This window comes from Pseudomonas sp. NPDC079367 (genome assembly GCF_044542195.1).
Lineage (GTDB): Bacteria > Pseudomonadota > Gammaproteobacteria > Pseudomonadales > Pseudomonadaceae > Aquipseudomonas.
The window spans coordinates 86,896-102,528 of record NZ_JBITTW010000016.1 but is presented as its reverse complement, the minus strand read 5'-3'; the positions used below and the strand labels follow the sequence as shown (position 1 = coordinate 102,528).

Annotated in this window: 13 protein-coding genes; 2 read left to right on the top strand and 11 right to left on the bottom strand. The window is 61.0% G+C overall.

Features of this window, described 5'->3' with window-relative positions:
- Nucleotides 1-190: 190 nt before the first annotated feature.
- From ACIGDJ_RS15270 to ACIGDJ_RS15235, 8 genes are all read right to left on the bottom strand, one after another.
- Nucleotides 191-820: a glutathione S-transferase gene (locus tag ACIGDJ_RS15270; RefSeq protein WP_101160993.1), complete on the bottom strand. Its 630-nt coding sequence runs from the start codon at nucleotides 818-820 to the stop codon at nucleotides 191-193.
- Nucleotides 821-943: 123 nt separating this feature from the next.
- Entirely contained in the window at nucleotides 944-1,123 is a 180-nt protein-coding gene (locus ACIGDJ_RS15265; RefSeq protein ID WP_101160989.1) for a hypothetical protein, read from the bottom strand.
- Complete coding sequence (locus ACIGDJ_RS15260; RefSeq protein WP_313005039.1) at nucleotides 1,120-2,250, bottom strand: PepSY-associated TM helix domain-containing protein; 1,131 nt, start codon at nucleotides 2,248-2,250, stop codon at nucleotides 1,120-1,122. The genes ACIGDJ_RS15265 and ACIGDJ_RS15260 overlap by 4 nt, the downstream gene beginning before the upstream one ends.
- Before the next feature lie 74 nt (nucleotides 2,251-2,324).
- Nucleotides 2,325-4,748 carry a TonB-dependent siderophore receptor gene (locus ACIGDJ_RS15255; RefSeq protein WP_397479076.1) on the bottom strand — a complete coding sequence of 808 codons (2,424 nt, stop codon included), beginning with the start codon at nucleotides 4,746-4,748 and terminating at the stop codon, nucleotides 2,325-2,327.
- A gap of 235 nt (nucleotides 4,749-4,983) precedes the next feature.
- Nucleotides 4,984-5,958 carry a FecR domain-containing protein gene (locus ACIGDJ_RS15250; protein ID WP_397479077.1) on the bottom strand — a complete coding sequence of 325 codons (975 nt, stop codon included), beginning with the start codon at nucleotides 5,956-5,958 and terminating at the stop codon, nucleotides 4,984-4,986.
- The gene (locus ACIGDJ_RS15245) at nucleotides 5,955-6,431 is read right to left on the bottom strand and encodes an RNA polymerase sigma factor (RefSeq protein WP_256589921.1); all 477 of its coding nucleotides are present in this window, start codon (nucleotides 6,429-6,431) and stop codon (nucleotides 5,955-5,957) included. The genes ACIGDJ_RS15250 and ACIGDJ_RS15245 overlap by 4 nt, the downstream gene beginning before the upstream one ends.
- A gap of 177 nt (nucleotides 6,432-6,608) precedes the next feature.
- Nucleotides 6,609-7,316: a PolC-type DNA polymerase III gene (locus ACIGDJ_RS15240; protein ID WP_101160975.1), complete on the bottom strand. Its 708-nt coding sequence runs from the start codon at nucleotides 7,314-7,316 to the stop codon at nucleotides 6,609-6,611.
- On the bottom strand, nucleotides 7,313-9,247 hold the full coding sequence (locus ACIGDJ_RS15235) for a putative nucleotidyltransferase substrate binding domain-containing protein (protein WP_305881937.1): 1,935 nt from the start codon (nucleotides 9,245-9,247) through the stop codon (nucleotides 7,313-7,315). The genes ACIGDJ_RS15240 and ACIGDJ_RS15235 overlap by 4 nt, the downstream gene beginning before the upstream one ends.
- Nucleotides 9,248-9,502: 255 nt before the next feature.
- Here ACIGDJ_RS15235 and ACIGDJ_RS15230 point away from each other — a divergent pair, with 255 nt between their 5' ends.
- Nucleotides 9,503-9,949 carry a response regulator gene (locus ACIGDJ_RS15230; RefSeq protein WP_101160970.1) on the top strand — a complete coding sequence of 149 codons (447 nt, stop codon included), beginning with the start codon at nucleotides 9,503-9,505 and terminating at the stop codon, nucleotides 9,947-9,949.
- Between the two features lie 134 nt (nucleotides 9,950-10,083).
- Here ACIGDJ_RS15230 and ACIGDJ_RS15225 read toward each other — a convergent pair whose 3' ends face one another.
- The gene (locus tag ACIGDJ_RS15225; protein WP_397504568.1) at nucleotides 10,084-12,261 is read right to left on the bottom strand and encodes a malate synthase G; all 2,178 of its coding nucleotides are present in this window, start codon (nucleotides 12,259-12,261) and stop codon (nucleotides 10,084-10,086) included.
- Nucleotides 12,262-12,807: 546 nt separating this feature from the next.
- Between ACIGDJ_RS15225 and ACIGDJ_RS15220 the strand changes: the two genes are divergently transcribed.
- Nucleotides 12,808-13,326 (top strand): glycine cleavage system protein R, encoded by a 519-nt coding sequence (locus ACIGDJ_RS15220; protein ID WP_016772854.1) that lies wholly within the window; start codon nucleotides 12,808-12,810, stop codon nucleotides 13,324-13,326.
- Between the two features lie 223 nt (nucleotides 13,327-13,549).
- Here the strand turns inward: ACIGDJ_RS15220 and rarD are convergent, their stop codons facing one another.
- The gene (rarD, locus tag ACIGDJ_RS15215; protein ID WP_101160965.1) at nucleotides 13,550-14,437 is read right to left on the bottom strand and encodes an EamA family transporter RarD; all 888 of its coding nucleotides are present in this window, start codon (nucleotides 14,435-14,437) and stop codon (nucleotides 13,550-13,552) included.
- Between the two features lie 160 nt (nucleotides 14,438-14,597).
- Nucleotides 14,598-15,572 carry a serine/threonine protein kinase gene (locus tag ACIGDJ_RS15210; RefSeq protein WP_101160963.1) on the bottom strand — a complete coding sequence of 325 codons (975 nt, stop codon included), beginning with the start codon at nucleotides 15,570-15,572 and terminating at the stop codon, nucleotides 14,598-14,600.
- Between the last annotated feature and the right edge of the window lie 61 nt (nucleotides 15,573-15,633).

Here is a 15,633-nt window from a genome sequence, read left to right as displayed (position 1 = left end):
CCTGCATGCGAATACTGCTGATCAGACTGAATGCCATGCTGCGAGACGGTACAGAATGGCGCTGATGGACGGCGGGTTAAGACAGTTGCTCCCACATTGGATTTTTGTTGCTGCAACCATGGCATGAACAACACAAATCAACTGTGGGAGCGGGCTTGCTCGCGAAAAGGCCGGAACAGGCGCCGCCGGCTTAAGGCTTGGGCATCGTGGCGATCATGGACGGTCGCTGACTCACCTCAACGAACCAGTTGGCCAGTTGCGGGTTGGCATCCCGCCAGTCCATGTCCGGGAAGCGCAGGTCCAGATAACCCAACGCGCACGCCACGCTGATCGCCGCGACATCGAAATGGCTGGTCAGCTCGGCAATCGCCTCGCTCTCAAGCACCGCGAGGGCGCGGCGGATCTTGTCGCGCTGGGCATCGAGCCATTCGTCCCAATGTTTTTCCGCCGGGCGCAGCACGGTTTCATAACGCACCATCACTGAAGCATCCATGATTCCGTCGGCCATCGACGCCAGCGTCAGGCGCCGCCAGCGCGCCGCGCCTTCGCGGGGGATCAGCGGATTGCCGACGTGCTGCTGATCGAGGTACTCAAGGATGACGCGGCTGTCATGGATGACATTGCCGTCGGCCAGGCGCAGGGCAGGGATCTTGCTCAACGGGTTGTCGGCGATCAGCGCCGGGTTCGGGCTGACCGGGCTGAGCACGCAGTCTTGCAGCGCGACGCGATCCTGCTGACCGGTCTCGTGAAGCAGCACCATGACCTTGCGGACGAAGGGCGACAGGGTGTTGTGGTACAGGGTCATGCTGGGGGCGGACATGGGTGAACCTCGGTGGTCGGCGAAGAGCAGGAGATTAGCCGTAGGAGCTGCGGAACGCTGCGATCTTTTGATTTTGCTGTCAACAGCAAAAGATCGCAGCGTTCCGCAGCTCCTGCAAGGATCTCAGCTTCGCCGCATTAATCCTGTTATCGCCAGAAATGCCGGCACGCCAAGCCCGACCCAGCTCAACGCATCCCAGATTCCATCCCCCAGCAATGCGGCAAACAGCCCCGCCGCACTGAGCAGGGCGATCACGATCGGTGTGCTGAAGACTTTCCAGAAACTCGACTGACGTGGCTTCATGCCGAGGCCCCCGCCGTTTCCAGTACAGGCTTGGCCGCCTTGCGCCGCACCACCCACAAATACACGCCGCTGGCCAGCACGATGATCGTCAGCACGTCCAGCGTCGCCCAGAGAATCTTCATCGGCATGCCGCCGTAGTCACCAAAATGCAGCGGCTGCGACATGCCCATGGCGTCCATGTACCACGGCCGTTCCGCCACAGCTGTCACTTGCAAGGTCGTTGCATCGATCAGTACCGGCGTCAGCAGATGCGAGGTCAGATGCGTGCCACCCTTCATGAACACCGAGTAATGGTGCTCGCTGGAAAAACGGGTGCCGGGGAAGGCAATGAAGTCCGGCTTCATCCCCGGGGCTACTTCCTCGGCGATGTCGAGCAAGCGCGTGGCCGGGGCCAGTTGGGTCAGCGGCGGCGCATCGCGATACGGCGCGATCAGGGTGGTCAGCGCGTCGTTGCGCCACGCGGCGATGAGCAGGTCGGCGCAGGCGCTGATCACCCCCGTCACGCCCACCACCAGGCACCAGGTCAGGGTGACGACGCCAATCAAATTGTGCAGATCGAGCCAGCGCAGTCTTGTCGACTTGTCCTGGCGCACGGTGCCGAATTTCAAGCGGCGCATGAACGGCAGGTACAACACCGTGCCGGAGACGATCGCCACGACAAACAGCAGCCCCATGAACGCCAGCAGCAACTTGCCCGGCAGCCCGGCGAACATGTCCACATGCAGGCGCAGGATGAACAGCATCAGGCCGCCGTTGGCCGAAGGGGTTTCCAGCGCTTCACCCGTGCGCGCATCGAGCATGAAGGTGTGCGAAGAGTTCGGCTCGGTGTCGGCGGTTTTGGCCATGATCGCGAACGCCGCGTTCGGCTCTTCGTCGTCATAACCGAAGTACTGCATGACTTCGCCCGGGCGATGCTGCTGCGCAGCGTCGACCAGTTGCTGCAGGTTGAGTTGCGGCGTGTCGGCCGGCATCTCGCGCAGCTCGGGGGCGTTGCCGAGCAAATGATCGATCTCGTGGCTGAAAATCAGCGGCAGACCGGTCAGCGCCAGCATCAGCAGAAAGACTGTGCAGATCAGGCTGGTCCAGGTGTGGATGAACGACCAGCGGCGGATGGTTTTACTTTTCATTGCATGACCTTCAAAAACACCAAAACCGCCCGCTGCGGGCGGCCTGGGAACAGGGCCTGTTTCAGCTCACTGGCTTACCACTTGTAAGTGGCGCTGGCGACGACACTGCGCTGGTCGCCGTAGTAGCAGTTGTAGCTGTCGCAGGTGGAAAGGTAGTCCTTGTCAAACAGGTTGGTCGCGTTGAGCGCCAGCGACGCACCTTTGAGGGTTTCGTCCAGACGACCGAGATCGTAATGTGCCGAAGCGTCGAACACGGTGTAGGCATCGGCTTTGCCCAGCCAGGTGTTGGCTTGATCGCCGTAGGTGTTGCCAGTGTAACGGGCACCGAATCCGATGCCGAAGCCGTCGAGTACGCCGCTATGCCAGGTGTAGTCGGTCCACAACGATGCTTGCTGATTGGGCATCAGTTGAAGGCGGTTGCCTTTGAAGTCGCCTTTTTGCACTTCGGATTTCGCCAGCGTGTAGGCAGCGATCACTTTCAGGTTTTCAGTGAGGTCGGACGTGGCTTCCAGCTCCAGACCTTTGACTTTCACTTCGCCAGTCTGGCTGGTGATCGGCGTGTTGCCAACGGTAGTCGTCACGGCAACGTTTTTCTGGGTCAGGTCGTAGACCGCTGCGGTCAACAGGGTTTTACTGCCCGGCGGCTGGAATTTAACGCCCAGCTCCCACTGTTTGCCTTCGGTCGGCTTGAGCGACCCGGTAGCGCTGGCGTCTGCGCCTGCAGTGGTCTGGAAGGATTCAGCGTAAGACAGGTAGGGCACGAAGCCCGAGTCGAACACATAGCTGATCGCTGCGTTGCCGCTGAAATGTTTCTCGCGATCGGTGTTCGTCGCATCGGTTTTGTTGAAGCGGGTAGCGGTGTGAACCCAGTCTTCGCGACCACCGAGCGTCAGGCGCCACTGGTCGAGAGCCATCTGATCCTGCACGTAGAGGCCGGTCTGGTTGATCTTCTGGTTGTAATCCAGATAGGCCGCCGAACGATCCGGCCGGACGATAGGTTGCCCATAGATCGGGTTGTTGACGTTGGTCTTCAGACCATCACCATAGATCGAAAGAAAGTTGCTGTTGTTACGCTGGTGATCCAACCCCAGTAACAGCGTGTGGCGAACGTCTCCAGTCGAGAAATCGGCTTGCAGATTATTGTCCACAGCAAACTGACTGATGTCTTCATCGACAGAAGTGCTGGTTCGGCCAACGTTGCCCTCGGCATCAACCGGGTTGAATTCATAGGCGCCGACGGTCAGAGCCTGGAACGACAGGTCCGACTTGGTGTAGCGCAAATTCTGCTTGAACTGCCAGACGTCATTGAGCCGATGTTCGAAGGCATAGCCCAGCGCGTAATAGGTGCGGTCGTAGTAATCCCAGTCCGGATCGCCGAGATTCTTGTGGTGAGAGATATCACCGAGCGGCGATTTGATCTTGGTGCCCTGGATCGGCAGAAACTGGCTGGTGATGCCGGTGTCGTCGCGGGTGAACTGGCTCAGCAGGGTGAACCGGGTGTCGTCGTCGATGTTCCAGGTCAGGCTCGGTGCGATGTTGTAGCGCTTGTTGTCGATGTGATCGACCTGCGTGCCGCTGTCGCGCACGACGCCGCTGATGCCATAGAGAAACTGCCCGGCGTCATCGATCTTGCCGGTGCTGGCGAAGTTGATCTGGCGGTGGTTGTCGCTGCCGTATTGCAGCTGTACTGCGCTGCTGGCCTCGGCGCTCGGGCGGCGGCTGACCATGTCGAGCAGACCGCCCGGCGGAGTCTGGCCGTAAACCGACGAGGCCGGGCCACGCAGCAGGGCGAGGCGGTCGAGGTTCCAGGTTTCCTGTTTCGGGTTGGCGTACACGCCTTTGGGCAGCGGCAGGCCATCGAGGAACTGGGTCGGCTCGAAACCGCGCACGCGCAGCCAGTCGGCACGGGTGTCGCTGCCGTAGCTGCTGGCGGTGATGCCGGGCATGTAGCGCACGGCATCGTCGAGGCTGTGCACGCTGCGGTCGTCCATCTGCTGGCGGGTCGCCACCGAGATCGAACGCGGTGCTTCGACTAGTGCGGTGTCGGTCTTGGTGCCGGCGGCGGTGCGCGTTGCGGTGTAGCCTTCGACCGGGCCCCAGGCGCTTTCGAAGTTTTCCACGCCAATGACCGAAGTTTCCGGCAGGGCCAGCGTGCCCTCAGGCACGGCCACCAGGGTGTAAGTGCCGGCGCTGCTTTGTTCCAGTTGCAGACCGGTGCCGCGCAAGGCTGCGCGCAGGGCACCGGCGGCGTCGTACTGGCCGTCGACCGGCGCCGAAGTCTTGCCTGCGGCCAGCGCTGGATTGAGTGAAAGGGCGAGGCCGCCCTGGCTGGCGATCTGGTTCAGCGTGGTCGACAGCGGCGCTGCTGGCAGGTGGTAGCCGCGCACGCTGGACGCTTGCTCAGCGGCGAGCAACGGACTGCTGATCAGTGGTGTGCCCAAAGCGATGGCAAAAGCCAGCAGACTGGGGCGCAACAAGTTGTCTGGCGAACGGGACATACGGCGGCTCCTGAATGGAAATATTTCTCAATTGCCTGTGTGCCGGACGAGATTGGAAAAGTGATAGGGCCAGATGAAAATTATTTCTATTAACTGAAAAACCGCCACGTCTCTGCGGGATTGATCGTTCCCATGCGCAGCAAAGGAATGCCTCAATGGACGCTCTGCGTCCGCTTCGGCAGGGACGCAGAGCGTTCCGGGCTGCATTCCCACGCAGAGCGTGGGAACGATCAGGTCAAGGGGAGGAGGGCTCAGCCTTGGCCACGGTGACCCAATACGGCGTATGTCGCTCGATCTGCACCGGCAGGGTCGGCAGCAATGCACTCAGCGCTTTATCGGTGTCATGCAGCGGAAAGCTGCCGGTAATGCGCAGCTCGGCCACTTCCGGCGTCACGCCGAGATGGCCGCGCCGGTAGCGCCCGAGCTCGTGCACCAGATCGCCCAGCCGTGCGTTGTCCACCACCAGCATGCCGCGCGTCCAGGCATCGGCGCCGGGGGCGAGGGCGGCAATCGAGCCCAACCCGTCACTGCGCAGCAGCACTTGCTGGCCTTCGCGCAGGATCTGTTCCTCCGGGTTCGCCTGCGCATGGGCCGCGACCGCCGACTGCAACACGCTCAGGCGCGTGCCATCGTCCTCGCGCTTGACCAGAAAACGCGTGCCCAGTGCACGCATGCTGCCTTCGCGGGTTTCGACGATAAATGGCCGCGCATCGCCATGCCCGGTTTCGACGAGGATTTCGCCTTCCTGCAGCACGACCAGGCGGCGCTCGTCATCGAAGCGCACGTCGACCGCACTGTGGGTATTGAGATTGAGCACGGTGCCGTCCGCCAGGCGCACAGTGCGCTGTTCACCGGTGGCGGTGCGCTGATCGGCGAGCCAGTAATCGAGTGGCAGATAGCGCTCACTGACAAACAGCCCCAGACCGATGATCACCACGACACTGGCCAGCCCGCCGCCGAGTTTGCGCACGCGCCGGCGAATGCCTTCGCGCGATTGCAGCAACGCACTGCGGGCGGGGCCCTTGGCGACGTTGAAGCGCTGATCGAGCATGCCCAACTGGCGCCAGGCGCGAGCATGTTCTTCATGGGCCGCATGCCATTTGGCGAACTCTTCGCGTTCCAGCGCGGTGCCCGAATCGAGGGTCAATTGCCAGGCAATCGCCGCGTCGAGCACATGCGCCGGTACTGGGCGCGAACTGGCCGCGGTCATGTCGGCTCACCGTAAAGGGCGATGTAGCACTGGCGCAGGCCTTGCGCCAGATACTGGCGCACGCGCGGCACCGAGACGCCGAGTCTGGCAGCGATCTCGGCGTGGCTGAGGCCGTCGAGGCGGTTATACAGAAAGGCTGCACGAGCCTTGGTCGACAGTTTGCCGAGCAGGCGATCGATGGCTTTGAGGTCGTCGAGGATCATTTGCTGTTCTTCCACCGACGGTTGTTCGCTCTCCGGGACCAGCATCAGTTCGGTGAGGTAGGCCTGTTCCAGCGCGGCGCGGCGGAAGTAGTCGAACAACAGGCCCTTGGCGATCGCCACCAGAAAGGCCCGAGGTTCGCGCGGCGTCAGCAGTTCGTCGCGGTTGAGCAGCCGCACAAACGTGTCCTGGCTCAGGTCTTCGGCACGCTGCGGACATGCCACATTGCGCCGCAACCACGCCAGCAGCCAACCGCGATGGTCGCGATACATCGCACCGACGAGCTCACTGTGGGGGTTGGGCACTGACGACACCGGACATCACCGATTGGGAAATGTTAACTAACGAGAACAGTTCGCGATTCTGGCAGAGGTGGGAATGGTTAGCAATTGGCCACTGATCAGGTGACATGGACGCATGCCCCTGTAGGAGCTGCCGCAGGGGTAGTGCTAGAAAGAGTGAGTTTGCTGCCGCCGCTTCCACTGACTCAACCGCTGCTGCAGCTGCAATGGACTGCCAATCTGCAGCGCCCGCGCCCGGCTGAACAGAATCAACGCCAACTCTGCCGTCGCCAGCGCATCGGCACTCGCGTTATGCCGTTCAAACACTTCAAGGCGAAACCACTCGATCCATTCATCCAGCCCGGCCTCGCGAATCTGCGCATGCGGGCATAACAGCGGCGCTATTTCCGCCACATCCAGAAACACATGCTGCAGCTTGTGCCCCAGATGCTCCTTCAGCGCCCGCCCGAGCATGTGCTGATCGAACGGCGCATGAAACGCCAGCACCGGGCTGTCAGCGATGAACTCCAGCAGCTCCAGCAATGCCTCGGCCGGGTCGCTGCCTGCGGCGATCGCATTCGGCCCGAGGCCGTGAATCAGTACGCTGGGGCTGAGCTTCACTTCCCGACATTGCAGGGTCTTTTCGAACTGCTGGCGGAAATCGATCGCGCCGTCCTCGATCACCACCGCGCCGATCGACAACACGCGATCCTTGTTGATGTTGAGACCGGTGGTTTCCAGATCCAGCACCACCCAGCGCTGCTCGCGCAGGCTGCAATCGCTCAGCTCGGCAAGCGCCGTCAGCTTCGCCAGCCGCTGCTGCAAATCCACCGGCACGACAGGACTGGCCGGACGCAGCCAGGAAAACAGGCTCATAGCTGATACCGCAACGTCAGACTGCTTTGCAGGCGCTGCGCCTGGCGCAGGGATTCACGCAGGATGCGCCGGTCGAGGTGATTGAGGCTGTCGGGATCGACTCGATTGGAGTACGGCTGATTTTCCCGGGTCTGCAGCTGATGCTGCTGCATGCGCGTTTGCTGAATGAAGTGATACGCCTCTTCATAGGCCGCGCCGTCGAGTGGTTCGATGACTTCTTTATCGACCAGCTGGCGAAAGCGCTCCAGGGTGTTGTTGGCCTCGATGCCGTTGGCCAGCGCCAGCAGACGGGCGCCGTCCACGAACGGCGTCAGGCCCTGGATTTTCAGATCCAGCGTGGCCTTCTCACCGTTCTTGCGGGCCAGCACAAAGTCACGGAAGCGCCCCACCGGTGGGCGGTTGCGCAGTGCATTTTCGGCGAGCATGCGCTGGAACAAACGGTTGTCAGCGACCTGGTCGAGAATGCCCCGGCGCAATTGCTCGCAGCCTGGCTCATCGCCCCAGACCACGCGCAGGTCGAAATAAATGCTCGAGCCCAGGAGGTTCTCCGGCGTGGCTTCGCGGATAAACGCCGCAAAGCGCCGCGCCCATTCGGCCCGCGACAGACACAGCTCGGGATTGCCGGCCATGATGTTGCCCTTGCACAGAGTAAAGCCGCACTGCGCCAGGCTCTGGTTGATCTGCTGGGCAATCGGCAGCAGCTTGCCGCGGATCTCCGCCGCGTGCGCTGCGTCGCGGGCATCGAACAAAATGCCGTTGTCCTGATCGGTGTGCAGCGTCTGCTCGCGCCGGCCCTCGCTGCCAAAACACAGCCAACTGAACGGCACGCCCGGGTCGCCTTTTTCGGCGAGGGTCAGTTCGATGACCCGGCACACCGTGTGATCGTTGAGCAGGGTGATGATGTGGGTGATCTGCGTCGACGACGCGCCGTGGGCGAGCATGCGTTCGACCAGTTGGCCGATTTCGCCGCGCAGGGTCACCAGTTGCTCGACACGTTGCGCGCTGCGGATGGTCCGGGCCAGATGCACCAGATCGACCCGTTGCAGGGAGAACAGATCGCGCTCGGACACCACGCCGCACAGGCGCTGATCCTTGACCAGGCAGACGTGGGCGATGTGCCGCTCGGTCATCGCGATCGCTGCATCGAATGCGCTGTGATCCGGCGACAGATAAAACGGTGATCGAGTCATGTGCTGCTCGATGGCGTCGCTGAAATCGCCGACACCTTCGGCGACCACGTGGCGCAAATCGCGCAGGGTGAAGATCCCCAGCGGCGCCTTGTGCTCATCCACCGCGACGATGCTGCCGACCTGTTGCTCGTGCATCAGCTTTACCGCTTCACGCAGCGGCGTAGTGGCGCTGCAGGTCACTGGATGGCGCATCGCAAGCTCACCGAGACGGGTATTCAGCGAATATTGGGTGCCGAGGGTCTCCACGGCTTTTTGCTGCACTTGCTGGTTGACCTGATCGAGCAGGCTGCTGACCCCGCGCAGGGCGAAGTCGCGGAAGGTGCTGGAAAGGGCGAAGAGTTTGATGAACGCCAGTTTGTTCAGTTGCAGGCAGAAGGTGTCCTCGCCTGCCAGATGTTCGGTGCGGGTGGCGCGCTCACCGAGCAGGGCGGCCAGCGGAAAGCATTCGCCGGTGGTGATTTCGAACGTGGTTTCGGTGCCGGGTTTGGTGATGTGCTGGCGTTCGCCGACCACCCGGCCCTGTTTGACGATATGAAAATGTTCCACCGGCCCGTCGGCCGGTTTGATGATGCTCTCGCCCTGGGCAAAAAAACGCAGCTGACATTGCTCCACCAGATAGGCGAGGTGGGCATGTTCCATCTGATTGAAGGGCGGGAAGCGCTGGAGAAATTGCAGGGTGCCCTGAATGTTCTGCAAAACCGCGGTTTTCCCTGCCTGGGTGAAGGCGTCCGCTTTGCTCATAACCATTACCGCAGTCTTTTTCGAATTGTTGTTGTCGGATCGTTGCGGCCATGGTCGACCCCGGCGGGCAGGGTGCCCATTGGACGTAAGTCTAGGTTTTGCCACCATTGGCCGATTTTCGGAAATAACCTACGCAAAAGCTCGGAAAAGCTTGGGCTAGCCACTTGGAAAAAATTCCGACGAAGTGCACATTGAAGCGCTGTCCGGCGATGTCTGACGACTTGCCAGGGATTGATTGAACATTTAGAGAGCGCCATGTCCGACCACGATATTTTGAGCGACGCCGAGCGTGAAGCGCTCAGCGCAGTGATGCTCGAACCCGATCTGCCGCCGCAGCGTGTCTTGATCGTCGACGACGACAAGGACGCCCGCGAGCTGTTGTCGGAGATTCTCGCGCTCGATGGCATTCATTGCATGACCGCAGCCAGCGGTGAAACCGCGCTGAAAATGCTTGAGGAAAAACCTTCGATCGGCCTGGTCATTACCGACCTGCGCATGGGCAATGTCGATGGCCTCGACCTGATTCGCCAGGTGCGCGAATCGGTGCGGGCAGCGATGCCGATCATCATCGTCTCCGGCGATGCCGACGTGAAGGACGCGATCGAAGCGATGCATTTGAGCGTAGTGGATTTTCTGCTCAAGCCAATTGATACGGGCAAGTTGCTGGGGTTGGTGAAACACGAATTGGGCATTGAGCCCTAAGATACATCCCGTTGCCCAGGAGATGATCGTTCCCACGCGGGAGCGTGGGAACGATCAAAGCATTCAATCCACCTCACAAAAAAAGGCCCTGATCTCTCGATCAGGGCCTTTTGTATTCCAGTCATCAGCGCCAGTTACAGACCATTCCTGGCCTTGAACTCGCGACGACGACGGTGCAGCACCGGCTCGGTGTAGCCGTTCGGCTGTTTGGTGCCTTCAATCACCAGTTCAACCGCTGCCTGGAAGGCAATGTTGCTGTCGAAGTCCGGTGCCAGCGGGCGATACAGCGGATCGTTGGCGTTCTGACGGTCGACCACCGGCGCCATGCGCTTGAGGCTTTCCATCACTTGCTCTTGGCTGACGATGCCGTGGCGCAGCCAGTTGGCGATGTGCTGGCTGGAGATACGCAGCGTCGCACGGTCTTCCATCAGGCCGACGTCATTGATGTCCGGCACTTTCGAGCAGCCGACGCCCTGGTCGATCCAGCGCACCACGTAACCGAGAATGCCCTGGGCGTTGTTGTCCAGTTCGTTCTTGATCTGCTCTGGGGTCCAGTTCGGGTTCACCGCCAGCGGGATGGTCAGGATGTCATCCACCGAGGCACGCGCACGTTTGGCCAGTTCGGCCTGACGCGCAAACACGTCAACCTTGTGGTAATGCAGCGCGTGCAACGCAGCCGCGGTTGGCGACGGTACCCACGCAGTGTTGGCACCGGCCAGCGGGTGAGCGATCTTCTGCTCAAGCATCGCGGCCATCAGGTCCGGCATCGCCCACATGCCTTTACCGATTTGCGCACGGCCTTGCAGGCCGGTGCTCAGACCGATATCGACGTTCCAGTTTTCGTAGGCGCCGATCCACTTCTCAGCTTTCATGTCAGCCTTGCGCACTACCGGGCCGGCTTCCATGGAGGTGTGGATTTCGTCGCCGGTGCGGTCGAGGAAACCGGTGTTGATGAACACCACACGCTCGCTGGCGGCCTTGATGCAGGCCTTGAGGTTGACCGTGGTGCGGCGCTCCTCGTCCATGATCCCGACTTTGAGGGTATTGCGCGGCAGGCGCAGGACGTCTTCGATACGCCCGAACAGCTCGTTGGTGAACGCCGCTTCTTCCGGGCCGTGCATCTTCGGTTTGACGATATACACCGAACCGGTGCGGGTGTTGCGGCGCGACGTATTGCCGTTGAGGTTGTGCATTGCCGCAAGACAAGTCACCAGACCGTCGAGGATACCTTCCGGGACTTCGTTGCCTTGGCTGTCGAGGATGGCGTCGATGGTCATCAGATGGCCGACGTTGCGCACGAACAACAGCGAACGACCGTGCAGGGTCACTTCACCGCCATTGGGCGCGGTGTAGGTGCGATCCGGGTTCATGGTGCGGGTGAAGGTCTGGCCGCCCTTGGACACGGATTCCGCGAGGTCACCCTTCATCAGGCCGAGCCAGTTGCGGTAGATCACCACTTTGTCGTCGGCATCGACGGCGGCGACGGAGTCTTCGCAGTCCATGATCGTGGTCAGCGCCGCTTCCATGAGAATGTCTTTTACGCCGGCGGCATCGGTCTGGCCGACCGGGGTGCTGGCGTCGATCTGGATTTCGAAGTGCAGCCCGTTGTGCTTGAGCAGCACCGCGATCGGCGCGTTGGCGTCGCCCTGGAAACCGATCAACTGAGCGTCATCGCGAAGGCCGCTGTTGCTGCCGCCCTTGAGCGTCACCACCAGTTTGCCGTCAGCGATCTTGTAGCCGGTCGAATCGACGTGGGAGCCGGCCGCCAGTGGAGCGGCTTCGTCGAGGAAGGCACGGGCGAAGGCGATGACTTTGTCGCCACGCACCTTGTTGTAGCCTTTGCCTTTTTCCGCGCCGCCGTCTTCGCTGATCGCGTCGGTGCCGTAGAGGGCGTCGTACAGCGAACCCCAGCGGGCGTTCGAAGCGTTGAGCGCAAAGCGCGCGTTCATCACCGGCACGACAAGTTGCGGGCCGGCGGTGCGGGCAATTTCATCATCGACGTTTTGCGTCGTCGCCTGGAAATCAGCCGCTTCTGGCAGCAGGTAACCGATTTCTTGCAGGAACGCTTTGTAAGCCACGGCGTCGTGCGACCGGCCGGCATGCTGCTGATGCCAGGCATCGATGCGCGCCTGGAAGTCATCGCGTTTGGCGAGTAGGGCTTTGTTCTTCGGCGCCAGGTCGTGGATGACCTTGTCGGCACCTTCCCAGAATTGTTCGGCGGTGAGGCCGGTACCGGGAATGGCTTCGTTGTTCACGAAGTCGAACAGGACTTTGGCGACCTGCAGGCCACCGACTTGAACGTGTTCAGTCATTGCTTGCCTCACTCTGCTCAGCTATTTCGCTTTTCAGCTCGTCAATTTAACAATGAAGCTTCTGGCCATTTAAACCACAAACCTGCCGACCAGTACATGCCATTGCTGGCGGCTGGGCTAGGACCAATCAACGGCTTGGAGGCCTTGCTGACGGGGCTTTCAGGGTTGCGAAGGGCCTTGGGCAGACATCGATCCAGCGTTATGTAGTGCGCGCTGCGGCATACTACATGATGAGTTGCGCTTGTGAAAATCAGACTAATTACGTCGTTCTGCGACCTCATGACGCATTGCGGTCACGTCGCGGAACCGGATGTTCTCAAAAAAGTGTTGGATTGTTCCAGCTAAATATCGAAAGTTGTACACGATTTGTTCGGTCAGATATCTCGCTGGTGCGGCTATTCGCGCGCAGGCTCGCTCCCACGGGGCGATCGCATTGCCAATGTGGGAGCGAGCCTGCTCGCGAAAGCGCCGGTCCATCCAACGCAAAACAAGCCCTTGCCTATACTTGCCCTTCGATAACAAAAGTCATGAACAGAGGGCTGCGCCATGGACCATCTCGTACTCACCGTTTTTGCCCCGGACAAGCCCGGGCAGGTCGAGCGCATCGCCCAATGCATCGCCGAGCACGGCGGCAACTGGCTGGAAAGTCGCATGTCACGCATGGCCGGGCAGTTCGCCGGGATCCTGCGCGTGGGCGTGCCGGCGGAGGCTTACGATGAACTGGTCGATGCCCTGCAAGCGCTGTCGGCCCATGGCATTCGCGTATTGATTGCCGAAAGCGGAGTGGAGCAGTCCTGCACGTGGAAACCGATCGCCATGGAATTGGTCGGCAATGACCGACCGGGCATCGTCCGCGATATCACTCGGCTGTTGAGCGAGCAGGGTGTGAACCTGGAACGGCTGGTCACTGAAGTGCGTCCGGCGCCGATGAGCAGTGAGCCGCTGTTTCACGCCGAGGCGATTCTGGCGGTGCCACTGACTTTGTCGCTGGACGTTCTGCAGGCGCGCTTGGAAACCCTGGCTGACGATCTGATGGTCGAACTGGTGTTACGCACGGAGGTATGAACGCTGACAGGGTTATTCAGGTTTAACGTGCACCTGCCTGTGGATAACCTGTAGAGACAGCCCGCCACGCCACGTCGGCCGTGGTTTTGCGTCGATTGATCAAAAAACCGCCAACATTCAGTGACTTGCACACAAACGGCGGGGATCACGCTGTGGATAAGCTTGGGAAGGAACGATGCAGGCCACGAGAAACGTGGCCTGTGAAGGTTTGTGCGTTTTTTGATCAGGCGCGCCGACGCAAACTTATCCACGCGTCGACGCTGTAGATCGCCAGACCGGCCCAGATAAACATGAACGCAACCAGCGTGCTGGACGACAAATGCTCACCAAACAGCAGCACGGCTTGCAGCAGCACCAGGGTCGGCGCGATGTATTGCAGGAAGCCAATGGTGGTGTAGGGCAGATGGCGCGTGGCGGCGTTGAAACACACCAGTGGCACCAGCGTCACCGGACCGGCGGCGACCAGCCACCAGGCTTCGGAGGTGGTCCAGAAGGCCGGCTGCACACTGGTGGCAGTCTGGTTGAACAGCAACCACGCGATCGCGATCGGCACCAGCATCCAGGTTTCCACCACCAGCCCCGGCAACGCCTTGACCGGCGCCTGCTTGCGAATCAGACCGTAGAAACCGAAAGTCAGCGCCAGCGCCAGCGACACCCAAGGCAAACTGCCGACCTGCCACACCTGCTGCGCCACGCCCACCGCAGCCAAGCCAACGGCCACCCACTGCATGCGCCGCAGCCGTTCGCCAAGGATCACCATGCCCAGCAGCACGTTGACCAACGGATTGATGTAGTAACCCAGACTCGCTTCGAGCATGCGGCCGTTGTTCACCGACCACACGTAGGTCAGCCAGTTGGCCGCGATCAGCGTGCCGCTCAGGGCCAGAATCGCCAGACGTTTGGGGTTGTCGAGCAGCTCGCGCAGCCAGCCCGGGTGTTTCCATACCATCAGCAGCAACGCACCGAACAGCGCCGACCACAGCACCCGGTGGATGATGATCTCAACGGCCGGGACTTCGGCGATGGCTTTGAAATAGATCGGGAACAGGCCCCAGATAATGTAGGCGCTCAGGCCCAGAATGTACCCGCGACGCGGGTTGGCGGCTTGCATGCAGAATCCTTGCTCAGGCAGCTGACAAAGAAAGAATTGTAAGGAGGTTGTAAAGATGTGTCGTGTTAGAAAGCAAAAAGATCGCAGCCTTCGGCAGCTCCTACAGGGATATGCATTCCAAGGCAGGAGCTGCCGAAGGCTGCGATCTTTTGATCTTTGATCAGAAGAGTTTCAGCGGCTCTTCATTCAGCGCCGCCAACTGCTCACGCAACGCCAGCACCTGATCGCCCCAATAACGTTCGGTGCCGAACCACGGAAAGCTGTGCGGGAACGCCGGATCGTCCCAGCGCCGTGCCAGCCAGGCGCTGTAGTGCATCAGGCGCAGGGCGCGCAGCGGTTCGATCAGTGCCAGTTCGCGCGGGTCGAAATCATGGAATTCGTTGTAGCCGTCCATCAATTCCGACAGCTGCCCCAGACACTCCTGGCGATCGCCAGCGAGCATCATCCAGATGTCCTGCACCGCCGGGCCCATTCGGCAATCGTCGAGGTCGACAATGTGGAACATCTCGTCGCGGCACATCATGTTGCCGGGGTGGCAGTCGCCGTGCATGCGGATGTTCTGGTGCGGCGTGGCGGCGTAGACATCTTCGACGCGCTTGAGCAGGTCGCGGGCGACGGACTCGTAAGCCGGCAGCAGGCTCTTGGGAATGAAATTGCCTTCGAGCAACGTCTTCAGCGAGGCATGACCGAAGTTCTGCACGGCCAGGGCTTCGCGGTGCTCGAACGGCTTGGTGCCGCCCACTGCATGCATGCGCCCGAGCAACTGGCCGAGGCGATACAGCTGATCAAGATTGCCCGGCTCCGGTGCACGGCCCCCCCGGCGCGGGAAAAGCGTGAAGCGGAAACCGGCATGCTCGTGCAGGGTTTCGCCGTTGTGGATCAGCGGCGCCACTACGGGGATGTCGATGTCGGCCAGTTCGAAGGTGAACTGGTGCTCCTCAAGGATGGCTTCGTTGGTCCAGCGCTGCGGACGGTAGAACTTGGCGATCAGCGGCTCGGCGTCTTCGATGCCGACCTGATAGACACGGTTTTCATAGCTGTTGAGCGCCAAAATGCGCGCATCGCTGAGAAAACCGATGCTTTCGACGGCATCCAGGACGAGATCGGGGGTGAGGGTTTCAAACGGGTGGGCCATGCTGACTCCTGCGCGCAGCAGGCTGCTGCGTCCGGCTCGGCATGGTAGCGCAGACTGTGGC